Origin of the sequence: Kitasatospora sp. NPDC001540 (assembly GCF_042894345.1) — a bacterium.
GTDB classification, from domain to species: domain Bacteria; phylum Actinomycetota; class Actinomycetes; order Streptomycetales; family Streptomycetaceae; genus Kitasatospora; species Kitasatospora phosalacinea_C.
Window position 1 is genome coordinate 1 of the sequence record NZ_JBIAVO010000019.1, and the last position, 15,169, is coordinate 15,169.

Genomic DNA, 15,169 nt, shown 5'->3' on the forward strand with positions numbered 1-15,169 from the left:
GTCAACAAGGACCCCGAAGCCCCGATCTTCGAACTCGTCGACTACGGCGTCGTCGGCGACCTCTTCACCGTCCTGCCCCAGCTCACCGACGAGGTGAAGGCCCGCAAGGGCTGACCGCTCGGCGGAAGGCGAAGGGCGCGGCCCCCTCGGGGACCGCGCCCTTCGTCGTGCGCGGCGGGTCAGCGGCCCGCGAGGGCGTGCACGAAGCGGGTGCCGTCGACGGTGCCGAGGCCGGAGGCCAGATCGTAGCCCTTGGCGGCCTGGTAGCCGGTCACCGCGTCCCAGGAGTTGTCGCCCGCGGTGACGTCGGTGATGCCGCTGACCTGCTGGGGCAGCAGGGCCAGCCCGTACAGGCGGGGGTTGAGCTGCCCGAGGCGGTGGCCCGCCAGCTGGTCCGCCAGGGCGACCACGCCGGAGAAGATCGGCGTGGCCTCGCTGGTCCCGCCGACCAGGTGCCAGCCGACCCGGGTCGGGTCGTAGGACTCGTACGTCCAGGCGGCGCCGTCCACGGCCGCGCTCATCGAGATGTCGGGCGTGCCGCGGTGGTTGCCGGTCACGTTCGCCACCGAGGCCTGGTACCAGGGGCGTTCGAAGACGCCGGAGACGCCGCCGCCCGCCGCGCCGTAGTCGTCGTGCCAGACCTTGTCCGGCGCGGTGCGGTTGCCCGCGTTGTCCAGGGTCAGCTGGGTGCCGCCGACCGAGGTGACCAGCGGGTCGGCGGACGGCCAGGAGTTGACCCTGTACGGGTACAGGTCGCTGCCGTTCTCCATCGCGTCGGTCGCGCCGTTATCGCCGGAGGCGGCGAGCACCGTGACGCCCTGGGCTGCGGCGAACTTGAAGGCGTGGCGCAGCTTCTCGATCGACTTGAAGTCGCCCTTGTCGTAGCCCGGGAAGGTGTTCTCGGTCGCGCCGAAGCTCTGCGAGACCACGTCCACGTCGTGCGACTTGATGACGGCCTTCTCGGCGTCCATCATCTCGGGCAGGCCGGTGACGCCCTCGGTCTCCGCGACGCCGGTCTCCACCAGCACGATGTGCGCGTCGGGGGCGATCGCGTGCGCGTACTCGACGTCCAGGGTGGTCTCGCCCGCCCAGCCGGTGTGGTCGCCGTTGGTGGGGTCGAACACCGGGACGTCCCCCCACTTGACCACCTCGACCTGGGTGTCCGGGAGGCCCCACTGCTTGTCGAACACCTCCAGGTCGTGCTGGATCGTCGGCGAGCCGAAGGAGTCCACGATCACGATGGTGCGGCCCTTGCCCGTCACGCCCTGCTGGTACAGCGGGTCCAGGTGGTAGGCGGTGCGGTACTGCAGCGGCGAGTAGCAGTGGATGCCGATCTGCGCGACGCAGTCCGAGGTCGATATCGGCGCGACCCGGCCGACCGCGTCGATCTGCCCGGCCGAGGCCGGGCGCAGCTTGAACGAGGGCAGGTGCGCGGCGGACCGCGCGGTGGCGGTGGCGCCCGTCAGGGCGGTGGCCCCGACGGCGAGCAGCGCGGCGGCCCGCAGCGCGGTGGAGCGTCGGGTGCCCGCGGTGGCGGGGTGCATGCCCAAGGAGACTCCTCGAAGAGACGGAAGGCCCGGTCCGGTCCGACCGGGGCGCCCCCATCCCATCGGCAGCCGACCGGCCCGGCCATAGTCCGAGACGGCCGTCGGTATGGCCCCGCCAGGCCACCGGGTTCGGTAAAGGGCGCGGCGGGTTTCGGTAACGCCGCAGTTGGGCGGGGCGCTGCTGCGTACGGCGGCCCCCGGCTCGTAGAGTCGGGCGGCATGGGACTGCTGACAGCACTCGACGGCGGGTACGGGGACCGGGCGGACGCGGTGGTGGTGGACGGCACCGCCCTGTCCTGGGAGCAACTGCTGGGCGCCGCCGGGGCGGTGGCCGAGCGCGTCGCCGGGGCGCCCGGCCTCGCGGTGCCGGCCCGGCCCACCGCGGAGACGGTCGCGGCCGTGGTGGGCGGCCTGCTGGCGGGCGTGCCGGTGGTGCCGCTGCCGCCCGACTCCGGGCCGGTGGAGCGCGCGCACATCCTGCGCGACAGCGGCGCCACCCTGCTGGCGGGAACCCAACCGCTCGACGACACCGAGGGGTTGACGGTCGTCCCGGTGTCGCTGACGGACCGTCCGGGCGGCGGCTGGCGCCCCGCGGCCGAGGACGGCGACCGGACGGCGTTCGTGCTGTACACCTCCGGCACCACCGGCGCCCCCAAGGGCGCGCTCATCCCGCACCGGGCCGTCGCCGCCGGGCTCGACGGCCTCGCCGACGCCTGGCAGTGGGACGCCGGCGATACCCTCGTCCACGGCCTGCCGCTGTTCCACGTGCACGGCCTGGTGCTCGGCGTGCTCGGCGCGCTGCGCACCGGCAGCCGCCTCGTCCACACCGGGCGGCCCACTCCCGCCGGGTACGCGGCCGCCCGCGGCAGCCTGTACTTCGGCGTCCCCACCGTCTGGTCGCGGATCGCCGCCGACCCCGCCGCCGCCCGCGAACTGGCCGCCGCCCGGCTGCTGGTCTCCGGCAGCGCCCCGCTGCCCGTCCCGGTCTTCGAACGGCTGCGGGAGCTCACCGGGCAGGCCCCCGCCGAGCGGTACGGCATGACCGAGACGCTGATCACCGTCGCCACCCGGGCCGACGGCGAACGCCGCCCCGGCGCGGTCGGCGTGCCGCTGCCCGGCGTGCGCACCCGGCTGGTCGGCGAGGACGGGCAGCAGGTGCCCGCCGACGGCGAGAGCGTCGGCGAACTGCAGCTCCAGGGGCCGACCCTGTTCGACGGCTACCTCGGCCGCCCCGAGGCCACCGCCGCCGCCCGGACCGCGGACGGCTGGTTCCGCACCGGCGACGTCGCCGTCATCGAGCCCGACGGCTTCCACCGGATCGTCGGCCGCGCCTCCGTCGACCTGATCAAGAGCGGCGGCTACCGGATCGGCGCGGGCGAGGTCGAGGCCGCGCTGCGCGACCACCCCGGCGTCGCCGACGCGGCCGTGGTCGGCGCCCCCGACCCGGACCTCGGGCAGGCCGTGGTCGCGTACGTGGTGGCGGCCGACGGCGGGGTCGGCGGCGTCGGGGAGCGGGAGCTGGTCGACTTCGTGGCGCGGCGGCTCTCCGTCCACAAACGGCCCCGGCGGGTGGTGCTGGTCGACGACCTGCCGCGCAACGCGATGGGCAAGGTGCTGAAGAAGCAGCTGCTGGACGGCGGCGCGCAACCCGGCGCGTGACCCGGCGCGTGCGTCGGCCCGCGCCCCGGGGTGCAACCCGCCCCCCGACGCGCCCTTTCAGGAGGGCGGGGAATGGGTACCACTGGGGATGGCGCGGGGGCCGGTGCCCCGCGCTGCCCGGTGCACGGCCGGGCCGCCGAGGAGGGGCAGGGGATGCTGTGATCGTCTGGGTCAATGGGGCGTTCGGGGCGGGCAAGACGAGCGCCTGCCGGGAGTTGGTCCGACTGCTGCCGGGGAGCCTGCTGTTCGACCCGGACACCCTGGGCCCCGTTCTGCGGGCCGCGGGGGCGGTGGGCGGCGGCTTCCCGGAGTCCGCCGCCTGGCGACGGCTGACCGCCGAGAGCGCCGCCGCGCTCGCCGCCGAGGCCGACGGCCCGGTCCTCGTCCCCGCCACGCTGCTGCGCCAGGAGCACCGCGACGAGATCTTCGGCTCGCTGGCCGGGCGCGGCATCCCCGTCCACCACGTCGTGCTCGACCCCGTCGAAACGATTCTGCGGGCCCGGATCGCCACCCGCGAGGACGTCCCCGGCGACCCCGAGGCCACCGCCGCGCTCCGCCGCCGCGCCCGCGAGGCCCTCCCCGCCTACCTCACCGCCCGCGGCTGGCTCGCCGCGGACGCCCGGATGGTCGACAACGGCGTCCTGACCCCCCGGCAGACCGCCGAACGCATCGCCGACCTGCTGCGCACCGGTGCCGCCCGCTGCCCCATCGTGCGCAGCGAGGGCGGCGACGGGGACACCGTCGCCGCGGCCGTGCTGCTCTTCGACGACCGGGACCGCGTCCTGCTGGTCGACCCCGCCTACAAACCGCACTGGGAGTTCCCCGGCGGCGTCGTCGAGTCCGGCGAGTCGCCCACCGCGGCGGGCGTCCGCGAGGTCGCCGAGGAACTCGGTCTGCGGCTGCGGCCCGAGGAACTGCGGCTGCTCGCCGTCGACTGGGAGTCGGGCGCGGGCCGCGGCCGCGGCGGCCTGCGCCTGGTCTACGACGGCGGACGGCTCGGGCCCTCCCAGGTGCTGAGGCTGCGGCTGCCCGCCGGAGAACTGCGCGACTGGCACTTCGCCACCCTCCGGGAGGCGGCGGAGATGCTGCCCGCCGGGCGGATGCGACGGCTGGCCGCCGCCCTGGAGGCCCGGGCGGTCGGCGAACTGCGCTATCTGGAGGGCGGGCGGCCCGCGGCGACCGGGGTGGCCCCGGCCCACTGAGAGCGCCCTGCGGGCGGGGCGCGGGCAGCGGACGGGGACGGCTTCGGGGTCGGCGGGCGGGCGGCGGGCGCCGGGCGCCGGGCGGCGGTGGCGCGGTGTTCGTGAGCAGGCGGGGGCGCGGGCGGGCAGGATGGGGGGATGCCGTTCACCGCGAGTCATGCCGCCGCCGTCCTGCCCGGGTTGCGGGCCGCACGGGGCAAGGGGGCGCTGGTCGCCGCCGGGTTGGTGGCCGGGGCGATGGCGCCCGACGTGCCGTTCTTCGCGGAGTCGCTCGTCCGGGGGGCCTACCGGCACGGCGGGGTGACGCACCGGTGGTGGGCGGCGCCGACGGTCGACGTGGTGGTGGGGGCGGGGCTGGTCGCGGGCTGGTACGGGCTGTGGCGCGAGCCGCTGCGGGCGGCGGTGCCGGGGCGGTGGAACGCGGTGGTGCCCGCCGGGCGGCCGACGGCCGCCGAACTCGGCTGGGCCGCCGGGGCGGTGGCCGCGGGCGCGGCCACCCACCTGGTGTGGGACTCCTTCACCCACCGCGGCCGGGCCGGCGTCCGCGCGCTGCCCGTCCTGGAGCGGGAGGTCGGCGGCGTCCCGCTGTGCACCGCCCTGCAGTACGGGACGTCGCTGGCGGGCCTGGCCGTGCTCGCGCGCCACGCCGGACCCTGGCGGGAGATCCGGCGCCCCACCGCCGCGGTGCTGGCCGCGGCGGCGCTGGCGGGGGCGGTGGAGCGGGTGCGGCGCCGCGAGCGCGGATTCGTCGACGAGGCCTGCTTCGGGGCGGGTGCGGGGCTGGCGGTGGGGGCGGCGCTGCATCGGGTGCTGTTCAGGCGGCCCGAAGCAGCACGGACCTTCGATGGGCTCCGGCCGCCAGCAGCACGGACTCGCCGTTCCCCGAGCCCCTGATGGGGCTCTTGAAAGGGCGCTCCGCTAGAGGTAGCCGTTGGTGGCGAGGTGGGCGCCGATGGCGCGGTAGGCGGCGGGGTCGTCGGGGGTGAGGGCGGCGAGGCCGTCGACGTAGCGGTTGTACATGCAGAAGGCGGCGGCGATCAGGACGGTGTCGTGGATCGTCTCGTCGTCGGCTCCGGCGGCCTTCGCGGCGGCGACGTCCCCGGGGGTGACGGACAGCCCGCTGTCGGCGACCTTGGCGGCGAGCCGGAGCAGGGCGCGCAGCAGGTCGCTGACGGGGGCGGTGTCGAGGTCGGTCTGGACGGCCTCGACGAGGGCGAAGTCGCCGTCGAGGCGGTGCGCGGCGGTGGCGCCGTGGGCTCCGGCGCAGTAGCGGGTGCGGTTGAGGGAGGAGACGTAGGCGGCGATGAGTTCGCGTTCGCCGACGCCCAATGGGGAGTCGCCGCGCAGGAGTTGTTCGGCGAGTTCGCTCAGGCGCAGGCCGGAGGCGGGCTTGGCGGCGAGCAGGCCCCGGATGCCGGGGTCGTCGTTGGGGAGCGCGATGTGGGGCATGGGGTCACTGAATCGGTTCGGGGCGGCCTTGGCAAGGGCTTGACCTGGGAAGGAGGAGGCCGGTGCCGCGGGGCGGGGGAGGGCCGCGGCGGAGGGCGGGCAGATTAGGATGGGCGACCGTGACTGACACCGGTAGCACCCAGGAACAGGCCCTCGCCGACGACACCGGTGACGTGGCGTCGGAGGAGTTCGCGGGCACCGACCCGCAGGACGTGCAGGACGTGCGGGACGTGCAGGACGTGCGGGACGACGGGTCGGCGGCGCCGATCGACGGCGTGTGGGACGTCGTGGTGGTCGGCGCGGGCCCGGCGGGCTCCTCGGCGGCGTACGCGGCGGCCTCCCGCGGTCGGCGGGTGCTGCTGCTCGACAAGGCCGAGCACCCCCGGTACAAGACCTGCGGCGGCGGCATCATCGGCCCCTCCCGGGACTCGCTGCCGGAGGACTTCAAACTGCCGCTGCAGGACCGCATCTCGGCGGTGACCTTCGCGCTGAACGGGAAGTGGACGCGCACCCGGCGCTCGAAGCGGATGCTGTTCGGCGTGGTCAACCGGGACGAGTTCGACCTGCGCCTGGTGCAGGCGGCCGAGCAGGCCGGCGCGGTGCTGGTGACGGGCGTGACCGCGACCGGCGTGGAGCAGCGGGGCGGCGACAGCCGGACGGTGTTCGTGACGCTGGCGGACGGCCGGAAGGTGGAGGCGCGGGCGGTGGTCGGCGCGGACGGCTCGGCCAGCCGGATCGGGCGGCACGTCGGCGTCAGCTTCGACCAGATCGACCTGGGCCTGGAGGCGGAGATCCCCGTCCCCGAGTCGGTGTCGCGGGCCTGGGCGGGCCGGATCCACCTGGACTGGGGGCCGCTGCCGGGCAGTTACGGCTGGGTGTTCCCGAAGACCGACTCGGGGACGCTGACGGTCGGCGTGATCTCGGCCCGCGGCGAGGGCGAGAGGACCAAGGAGTACCTGGCGGCGTACATCCGGCGCCTGGGCCTGTCCGGGTTCGAGCCGCTGGTGGAGTCCGGGCACCTGACCCGCTGCCGGGCCGAGGACTCGCCGTTGTCGCGCGGCCGGGTGCTGGTCGCGGGCGACGCGGCCGGGCTGCTGGAGCCGTGGACCAGGGAGGGCATCTCGTACGCGCTGCGCTCGGGTCGGCTGGCCGGGGAGTGGGCGGTGCAGGTGGCCGAGGCGGGCGGCGCGGCGGACGTGCGGCGGCAGGCGCTGAACTACGCGTTCGCGATCAAGGCCGGGCTGGGGGTGGAGATGCGGGCGGGCAAGGTCATGCTGGCCTCGTTCGAGAAGCGCCCGTACCTGTTCCACCTGGCGGTGTCGGTGATCACCCCGGCCTGGCGGGCGTTCGCCCGGACCACCCAGGGGCACACCACCTTCGCGCAGCTGATGCGCGACCACCGGGCGGCGCGCAAGCTGGCCTCGGTCGCCGGGCGGTAGGGCCGTCCGGCGCGGTGGGCCCGCCCGGGGAGGGGAGACCTCTCCGGGCGGGCCGCTGCGCGCCGGGGGCGCGGGCCGGGCGCGGGGGTTGGGATCCGGGGGGCTCCCCGCGCCCGGCGGCCGGGGTTACTTCAGGCCCGCGTCCAGGGCGTTCATCAGGGTGCCGGACGGGGTGTCGCCCGACATCTCCCAGACCATCGCGCCCAGCAGGTTCTTCGACTTGAGCCAGGCGGTCTTCTGGCCGATCGACCAGGCGTCGTCGAAGGTCCACCACTGGCCGCCGTTGCCGGTGTAGCCGTAGGTGGAGACCGAGACCGGGTCGTGGTAGACGGTCAGGTTGGGCACCGAGGTGATCAGGTTCTGGTAGCCGCGCGTCCCGGCCTCCTCGGCGAACTGGCCGGGTGCGGCGCCGCCCGCGGCCTGCCAGGCGCCGTGCGCGCCGCCGTCGGTGACGTTCTGCCAGCCGCGGCCGTAGAACGGGAAGCCGATGGTGAGCTTGCGCGGGTTGACCCCGGCGTCGAGGTAGGTCTGGACGGCGTTCTCGATCGAGAAGTGGAACGGGTACGGGTCGGCCGGGTCGGTGTGCAGGTTGGCCTGCTGGCCGGTCCGGTTCGGCTCCCACGAGTTGTCGCTGCCGGAGCCGTGGAAGTCGTAGCCCTGCACGTTGGCGATGTCCAGGGAGCGGAAGATCTGCGAGAGGTCCCAGCCCTGGCCGATCTTGGCCGGGTCGGCGGGGGTGAAGGCGGTGAGCAGCTTGTGCGGGCCGCCGAGGGCGTCGAGCTGGCGGCGGAACTCGGCCAGCAGCAGGGTCAGGTTCTGCTTGTCGTTCGCGGAGTAGTGGTTGCCGGCGTGGCCGTCGGGCGAGCCGGGCCACTCCCAGTCGAGGTCGATGCCGTCGAAGATCCCGGCGCCGGTGCCGGGACCGCCCGCGCCGTTGTAGGCGGGCAGGTTGCCCTTGATCCAGATGTCGATGCAGGAGGAGACCAGCTTCTTGCGGGAGGCGTCGGTGGCGGCCGCGTCCGAGAAGTACTTGGAGTACGTCCAGCCGCCGAGCGAGACCACGACCTTGAGGTTCGGGTACTTCGCCTTGAGCTTCCTGAGCTGGTTGAGGTTGCCGCGCAGCGGCGACCAGCCGTCGTCGGCGACGCCGTCCACGGACTGGGCGGCGCTCATCGGGCGGGCGTAGTCGGCGTCGGCGTCACCGGCGCCGGTGCCCTGGTCCGGGTCCTGCGGGTTGGCGGTGGTGCCCTTGGTGACGCCCGCCAGGCAGGTCAGGTTGACCGGGTCGATGTTCTCGAAGGCGTAGTTGATCACGTCGAGCTTGGCGGCGCTGCCGGAGGTGTCGAGGTTCTTGACGAAGTACTGGCGGCCGTAGATGCCCCACTGCACGAAGTAGCCGACCCGGGAGTACTTGCCGGGCCCGGCCAGGTCGCCGGTGGTGACGTTCAGCGCGTTGGAGGCGGGGGAGTCGTTGTCGGCGGCGTCCCGGGCCTTCACGGTGAAGGCGTACGACGTGGCGGGGGAGAGCTGGCCGACGGTGGCGGAGGTGGTGGTGACGGTCTGCACCAGGGTGCCGCCCTGGTAGACGTCGTACGCGGCGACCCGCTTGTTGTCGGTCGCGGCGTCCCAGACCAGCGAGACGCCGGTGCTGGTGACGCCGGTGGAGCGCAGGTTGCCGGGTGCGGTGGGCGGCACGGTGTCGCTGGCCGGGTCGACGGTGGCGGCGCTCAGCACGGCGCTGACCGGGCCGGTGTTGCCGCGGGTGTCCTTGGCCCGGACGGTCAGGCCGTACGTGGTGGCCGGGGTCAGGCCGGTCAGCGTGGTGGAGGTGCCGGTGGCCGAGCCGAGCACCACCGAGCCGTTGAGCACGTCGTACGAGGCGACCGGGAAGTCGCCCTTGGACGCGGCCGTCCAGCTCAGCGAGAGGGTGTGCGCGGTCGCGTCGACCAGGGTCGGCGCGCCGGGCGCGGTGGGCGGCACGTCCGGGGTGCCGTCGCACTTGTCGCCGTTGACGCGGCAGTTGAGCGGGGCGGTGATCGGTCCGTTGCCGATGAACCAGAAGCTGTACGGCTCGGTCGAGCCGTTCGCGGGCACCGTCGCGTTGTAGTACGCGTTGGTGGCGACCACGTGGCTGCCGGTGGTGGTCGAGGTGCCGTTGTAGGTGCCCGTCATGGTGACGCCCGGGGGCAGGTCGAACTCCAGCGTCCAGCCGGTGACGGGGGTGGCGTTGGGGTTCTTCACCACGAAGGTGCCCTTCCACCAGGACCCGTAGTTGTCGCCGGTGAAGGTGGCGGTCAGTCTGGTCGCGGCGTGCGCGGGCGTGGCGGCGAGCAGGGCCAACGGCAGTGCGAGCGCGGCGAGCAGGGCCAGCAGGCGGGCCCTGAGCCATTGCCTGGAGCGGACGTGCATCGGTACTCCCTGTCTGGTGTGGGGGATTCCGTACAGGGGTGCCGGGAGCGGTACTTGGAGGGTAGGTGGACTGGACCAACTCGTCAACAGGTCTATACCGCAGGGGAGTTGACGATCATTCGGATCGCCTGCCGAAAGACCTCAGGGGCCCAGGAGTCGGTCGGCGAGCGGGCTGCGGGCGTACAGGACCAGGCGGCCGTGGCGGGCCCGGGTGACCAGGCGGGTGGCGTGCAGGACGGCCAGGTGCTGGCTGACGGCGCCGGGGGTGACGCCCAGGCGGCGGGCCAGTTCGGTGGTGGAGGCGGGTTCCTGGAGCAGGGCGAGCAGCCGGGCCTTCGGCGGGCCGAGCAACTGCTCCAGGGCGTGCGGGGCGGGCGGCGGGTCGGGCGGGCCGGACAGGTTGCCCTGGCCGCGGGCCAGGTAGGTGATGGACGGGGTGAGGTCGGGGCCGATCGCGGTGAGGGCGCCGCGGGCGAAGCAGGTGGGCAGCAGGGCCAGGCCGCGCCGGTCCACGGCGACGTCGAGGTCGCCGTCGCCCCAGTCGCGGTCGATCGTCAGCACCCCGTCCGACCAGCGCAGCCGGTGGTCGAGGTCGGCGAACAGCCCGGCCGCGCCGCGCTCGGCCAGCATCCGGGAGCGGTGCACGATGTCGGCGTGCAGCACCGAACGGGCCCGCGGCCACCAGCCGGGCTCCAGGACGTGCGTCCAGTAGGCGTCCAGGGCGTCGGCGACCTCGGCGACCAGGGCGGCGGGCCGGTCGGCGCGCTCGGCCAGCAGCGGGGGCAGCGCCCGGTCGTGCGGGAGGAAGGTCACCGCGAGCTCGTCGGCCAGCCGGGCCGGGTCGAAGGCCCGGACCACGGCGAGCTCGGCGCGGAACTCGGGGAACGGCACGGCCGGACGGGGCGTCAGGAAGTCCGGCACGTACTTGTTGCTCGCCACCAGGGCGCGCAGCAGCGGCGCCTGCGGCAGCGCCTCGAACGCCGGGCGCATCGCCTCGAACGCGGCGCCGTGCGGGTACTGGCCCGGGTGGGTCCACATCCGCAGGCTGAGCACCGCCTCCTGCAGCGGCGAGCAGGCGAAGTAGGTCGCGGCCAGGTCCGCCAGACCCAGCCGGAAGCGCAGCACCACGGCCGTCCCCCCGTCCCCGTGCCCCGACGGTTCAGGCCGGGGCTAAATCAATACCACGGACGCTCCGTGCCCGGTCTGATCGGGGCATGACCTCCACCGCACCCGCGGCCGACCAGGCCGTGCCGCCGCCCCCTGCCCCCGACCGTGTCCGCAGCCGGCTCGCCCGGCTGCTCCCCGAGGACCGGGTGCTGCGCCGACTGACCGCGATCACGCTGGTCAACACCGTCGGCAACGGCCTCGGGATGACGCTCGGGGTGGTGTACTTCACCCGGATCGCGGGCTTCGGCGTCGGCCCGGTCGGCCTGGTGCTGACCGTCGCGGGCGCGTGCGGGGTGGCGGCGGGCGTCCCGGCCGGGCGGCTGTCGGACCGGTACGGGCCCAAGCCGGTGCTGATCGCGCTGCTGGCCCTGCAGGCGGTGGCCGCGGCCGCGTACGTGCTGGTGCACGAGCTGGCGGCGTTCGCGCTGCTGGCCTGCCTGGTGGCGGTCGCCGACCGGGGCGGCGCGGCGGTGCGCGGCGCGCTGTTCGCCGAGGTGCTGCCGGTGGACGGGCGGGTGGCGGGCCGGGCCTACCTGCGCTCGGTCACCAACATCGGCATCTCGGTGGGCACCCTGGGCGCCGCGGCCGTCCTGCAACTGGACACCCGGGGCGCCTACCTGACGGCGCTGCTGGTGGACGCGGCCTCGTACGGGGCGATCGCGGTGCTGTACGCGCTGCTGGTGCCGGTCGCGCCGCGCACCGCCGACCGGGCCGGGCGGGCCGCGTCCGGGCCGAACCCGGCGCTGCGCGACCGGGTCTTCCTCGCGGTGACCGGCCTGAACGCGGTGATCACCCTGCAGTTCGTGATGATCGAGGTCGGGCTGCCGCTGTGGGTGGTGCGCGACACCGACGCGCCGCGCTGGATGGTCGCGGGCGGGCTGCTGGTGAACACCGCGCTGGTGATCGTGCTGCAGGTGCGGGCCACCCGGGGCACCGAGCGGCCGCGGGCCGCGGCCCTGGTGTTCCGCCGCGGAGCGCTGCTGGTGGCCGCCTCCTGCCTGGTGCTGGGCCTGGCCGCGGGGCTGCCGGGCTGGGCGGCGGCGCTGCTGGTGGCGGGCGGCGTGGCCTGCCAGGCGCTCGGCGAGGTGTACAGCCAGGCGGGCGCCTGGGCGCTCAGCTACGACCTGGCGAAGGACGAGGCGCACGGCGCCTACCAGGGCGTGTTCAACACCGGCATGTCGGGCGCGCTGATGCTCGGCCCGGTGCTGATGACCTCGGTGGTGCTCGCGCACGGCCTGCTCGGCTGGGCGCTGCTGGCCGCGCTGTTCGCCGCCGCGGGCTGGGGGATGACGGCGCTGGTGCGGCGCTGAGCGGCGCGGGCCCCGGCCGACGCGCGGTCGGTCGGGGCCCTGCCGGCGCTGTCGGGGGTGTCAGCAGCTCAGGTTGGAGCCGGTGGGCACGCCCAGGATCGCGGTGAAGCTGGTGTAGGCGTTGACGCGGCTCTGCACCTGGGCGGGGTTGCCGCCGTTGCACTCGAGGGAGCCGTTGATGGAGCGGATGGTCTCGCCGAAGCCCGCGCCGTTGACCATGGCGTTGTGCGGGGTCATGGTGCCCGGGCCGTTCTGGGTCATCCAGTACCAGATGCCGGTCTTCCAGGCGACGGCCGGATCGGTCTGCACCAGGTTCGGGTTGTGCAGCAGGTCGATGCCCAGCGCGTCCCCGGCCGCCTTGTAGTTGAAGTTCCAGCTGAGCTGGATCGGCCCGCGGCCGTAGTACGCGGCCTGCCCGGCCGGGCAGCCGTAGGACTGCGAGGTGTCGCAGTAGTGCGGGTAGTTGGCGGTGTTCTGCTCCACGACGTACACCAGGCCGCCGGTCTCGTGGCTGACGTTGGCCAGGAACGCCGCCGCCTCCTGCTTGCGCACCGTGTCCGAACCGGTGCCCGCGAACGCCGGGTAGGCGCTCAGCGCGTTGACCAGGCCCGCGTACGTGTAGAAGGAGTTCCGGTTCGGGAACATCTGGTTGAACTGCGCCTCGGAGACCACGAACCCGCCCGGGTTGGGGGTGGTGGCGGTCGGGCTCGGGCTCGGGCTGGTGCCGCCACCGCCGCCGCAGGCGCCCTGGTCGGCCCAGACGCCGGAGCCGCCGGTGCTGGGCGCCTCGCCCTGGGTCCACCACTTGGCGTTCCAGTTGTGCCCGTTGTACGAGGCGGACGTGCCGCCGGTGTAGACCTTGGTCGCCGAGTACGGGGTGGTGCAGGCGGTCGCGGCGGTCGAGGTGGCGGGCACCAGGACGGCCAGGCCGGTCGCGGCCAGCGCGCCGGTCAGCAGCGCGGCGACCTTGCCGCGACGGGAGCGGGTGCGGGCGCGGTGCGCCGGTCGGTGGGTGGTGCGGGGGTGGGACATGCGGCCACTCCTGGTGGGGGGAACGAGGGGGTGGCAGCACTCAAGCGACCTTGACCGTTAACAGTCAATAGGTCTAGACCTTAAGGGAGTTGGGGGCGTATACGGAGTTCCCCCCGGCGCGGTCGGCAGCGCGCCGCCCGGAAGATCGGGTACTGGCCAGTAGGGCCGCCGTGTGCCAGGGTGCAGACGACGCCCCGTCCGACCCACCCTCAGCCGGAAGGCAGGCCAGGCCCGATGACCCTCGAAGCCCCCCTCGTCCGCACCACCACCGCCGACGCCGTCACCACCCTCGAACTCGACTCCCCGCACAACCGCAACGCCCTCTCCACCCGGCTGATGGCCGAACTCACCGCCGGTCTCGCCGACGCCGCCGCCGACCCCGAGGTGCGCGCCGTCGTCCTCGGCCACACTGGACGGGTCTTCTGCGCGGGCGCCGACCTCTCCGAGGCCACCGGCGACGACCCCACCGTCGGGCCGCGCGGCCTGGTCGCCCTGCAGCGCGCGATCGTCGACTGCCCCAAGCCCGTCGTCGCCCTGGTCGACGGCCACGTCCGGGCCGGCGGGCTCGGCCTGGTCGGCTCCTGCGACCTCGCCGTCGCCGGGCCCGACGCCACCTTCGCGTTCACCGAGTCCCGGCTCGGCCTCGCCCCCGCCGTCATCTCGCTGCCGTTGCGCCCCAAGCTCGACCCGCGCGCCGCCGCCCGCTACTACCTCACCGGCGAGACCTTCGACTCCGCCGAGGCCGCCCGGATCGGCCTGGTCACCGAGGCCGCCGACGACTCCGCCGCCGCCCTGCGCACGATCCTGGACGCCGTCCGGCTCTGCTCGCCGCAGGGCCTGGCCGAGTCCAAGCTGCTCGCCAACGCCGCCGTCCGGGAGTCCTTCGACCGGCACAGCGAGGAGCTGGTCGCGCTGTCGGCGAAGCTGTTCGGCTCGGAGGAGGCGCAGGAGGGCATGCGGGCCTTCCTGGCCAAGCGGCCCCCGCGCTGGGTGCGCTGAGCGCCGCGGCGGTGGCCCCGGCCGCGTCGGCCCCGGCCGGGCCGGTTCCGGCCGGGCTGACCTCGGCTTTCGGCGGAAGTTACCGGCCGGTGTGAGTTTGGTCCCGTTGCGGGCCGCGGGGGCGCACCGGCCGCTACGGTGAGCGCATGTCGATCGTCCGCAGGCTGCTCGGGCCGGTCCGCGAGAGCGCGCGCCGGGCCGCCGGGCGCGCCGTGCACCGCGGCTGGCGCTGGGCCCAGGACGCCGGGGCGGTCAGCAACCGCAACCCCGGCCCGTACCGGTTCGGGGAGCTCGGCGACGGCACCAAGCTGGCCTTTCCGCTCGGCACCGTCTTCAACGAGCGCTGGATCACCATCGGCCCGTTCTCCATCATCGGCGAACGCGTCACCCTGTCGGCCGGCTTCCTGCCCGGGCTCGACCTCGGCCCCGAGCCGATCGTCCGGATCGGCGGCGGCTGCGTCATCGGCCGCGGCAGCCACATCGTCGGCCACCAGCGGATCGAGCTCGGCGACGACGTGTGGACCGGCCCCGACGTCTACATCACCGACCAGGCCCACGAGTACCGCGACACCGAGCTGCCGATCGGCAAGCAGTGGCCCCGCAACGAGCCCGTCTCGATCGGCGCGGGCTCCTGGATCGGCACCGGCGCGGTGATCCTCCCCGGCGCCCGGATCGGCCGCAACGTCGTGGTCGCCGCCAACTCCGTGGTGGCCGGGGAGGTCCCCGACTACGCCGTGGTGGCCGGGGCCCCCGCCCGCCAGGTCCGCACCTGGAACCCCGAGCAGGGCTGGCAGCCCCCCATCCGCCACGACCCGCCCCGCCCCGTCCCCGACGGCGTCACCGCCGAACAGCTCCGCGCCCTGGTCGGCTGGGACCTGCGCCTGCCCGGCGAGGACGAACGGCCCGCCGCGCCGTAGCGCTGTCGGCGCGGCCTGCGACCATCCCCCCCGTACGCG

12 protein-coding genes and 1 pseudogene are annotated in these 15,169 nt (G+C 74.9%); 8 read left to right on the forward strand and 5 right to left on the reverse strand.

Annotated elements, in window-relative coordinates:
• Positions 1 to 114: pseudogene (locus tag ACFY00_RS22010) on the forward strand (electron transfer flavoprotein subunit alpha/FixB family protein); the annotation flags it as partial.
• 65 nt (positions 115 to 179) lie between these two features.
• On the opposite strand, the gene ACFY00_RS22015 reads toward ACFY00_RS22010, so the two are convergent.
• Positions 180 to 1,544, reverse strand: coding sequence for a S8 family serine peptidase (locus tag ACFY00_RS22015; protein ID WP_388033145.1), 1,365 nt, complete (start codon positions 1,542 to 1,544; stop codon positions 180 to 182).
• A gap of 222 nt (positions 1,545 to 1,766) precedes the next feature.
• Here ACFY00_RS22015 and ACFY00_RS22020 point away from each other — a divergent pair, with 222 nt between their 5' ends.
• The 3 genes from ACFY00_RS22020 to ACFY00_RS22030 all read left to right on the forward strand — a co-directional run bounded on the left by ACFY00_RS22020 (position 1,767) and on the right by ACFY00_RS22030 (position 5,302).
• Positions 1,767 to 3,206, forward strand: a complete 1,440-nt coding sequence (locus ACFY00_RS22020; protein WP_388033146.1) for an acyl-CoA synthetase — start codon at positions 1,767 to 1,769, stop codon at positions 3,204 to 3,206.
• A gap of 158 nt (positions 3,207 to 3,364) precedes the next feature.
• Positions 3,365 to 4,408 (forward strand): NUDIX domain-containing protein, encoded by a 1,044-nt coding sequence (locus tag ACFY00_RS22025; RefSeq protein ID WP_388033147.1) that lies wholly within the window; start codon positions 3,365 to 3,367, stop codon positions 4,406 to 4,408.
• Positions 4,409 to 4,546: 138 nt separating this feature from the next.
• Positions 4,547 to 5,302, forward strand: a complete 756-nt coding sequence (locus tag ACFY00_RS22030; protein ID WP_388033148.1) for a DUF4184 family protein — start codon at positions 4,547 to 4,549, stop codon at positions 5,300 to 5,302.
• A 24-nt stretch (positions 5,303 to 5,326) separates the two neighbouring features.
• Here the strand turns inward: ACFY00_RS22030 and ACFY00_RS22035 are convergent, their stop codons facing one another.
• Positions 5,327 to 5,857, reverse strand: a complete 531-nt coding sequence (locus ACFY00_RS22035; protein ID WP_388033149.1) for a peroxidase-related enzyme — start codon at positions 5,855 to 5,857, stop codon at positions 5,327 to 5,329.
• Positions 5,858 to 6,096: 239 nt separating this feature from the next.
• Here ACFY00_RS22035 and ACFY00_RS22040 point away from each other — a divergent pair, with 239 nt between their 5' ends.
• Positions 6,097 to 7,296 carry a geranylgeranyl reductase family protein gene (locus ACFY00_RS22040; protein WP_388033272.1) on the forward strand — a complete coding sequence of 400 codons (1,200 nt, stop codon included), beginning with the start codon at positions 6,097 to 6,099 and terminating at the stop codon, positions 7,294 to 7,296.
• A 126-nt stretch (positions 7,297 to 7,422) separates the two neighbouring features.
• On the opposite strand, the gene ACFY00_RS22045 is transcribed toward ACFY00_RS22040, so the two are convergent.
• A complete protein-coding gene (locus tag ACFY00_RS22045; RefSeq protein WP_388033150.1) occupies positions 7,423 to 9,705 on the reverse strand; it encodes a glycosyl hydrolase family 18 protein in 2,283 nt (760 codons plus the stop codon).
• A gap of 141 nt (positions 9,706 to 9,846) precedes the next feature.
• Positions 9,847 to 10,833, reverse strand: a complete 987-nt coding sequence (locus ACFY00_RS22050; RefSeq protein ID WP_388033151.1) for an ArsR/SmtB family transcription factor — start codon at positions 10,831 to 10,833, stop codon at positions 9,847 to 9,849.
• 86 nt (positions 10,834 to 10,919) lie between these two features.
• Here ACFY00_RS22050 and ACFY00_RS22055 point away from each other — a divergent pair, with 86 nt between their 5' ends.
• Positions 10,920 to 12,182, forward strand: a complete 1,263-nt coding sequence (locus ACFY00_RS22055) for an MFS transporter (RefSeq protein WP_388033152.1) — start codon at positions 10,920 to 10,922, stop codon at positions 12,180 to 12,182.
• Positions 12,183 to 12,242: 60 nt separating this feature from the next.
• Here the strand turns inward: ACFY00_RS22055 and ACFY00_RS22060 are convergent, their stop codons facing one another.
• Positions 12,243 to 13,214 (reverse strand): glycoside hydrolase family 19 protein, encoded by a 972-nt coding sequence (locus ACFY00_RS22060; RefSeq protein ID WP_388033153.1) that lies wholly within the window; start codon positions 13,212 to 13,214, stop codon positions 12,243 to 12,245.
• Positions 13,215 to 13,448: 234 nt separating this feature from the next.
• Between ACFY00_RS22060 and ACFY00_RS22065 the strand changes: the two genes are divergently transcribed.
• A complete protein-coding gene (locus tag ACFY00_RS22065; RefSeq protein ID WP_388033154.1) occupies positions 13,449 to 14,213 on the forward strand; it encodes an enoyl-CoA hydratase family protein in 765 nt (254 codons plus the stop codon).
• A gap of 146 nt (positions 14,214 to 14,359) precedes the next feature.
• The gene (locus tag ACFY00_RS22070) at positions 14,360 to 15,130 is read left to right on the forward strand and encodes an acyltransferase (protein WP_388033155.1); all 771 of its coding nucleotides are present in this window, start codon (positions 14,360 to 14,362) and stop codon (positions 15,128 to 15,130) included.
• The last annotated feature ends 39 nt before the right edge of the window (positions 15,131 to 15,169 follow it).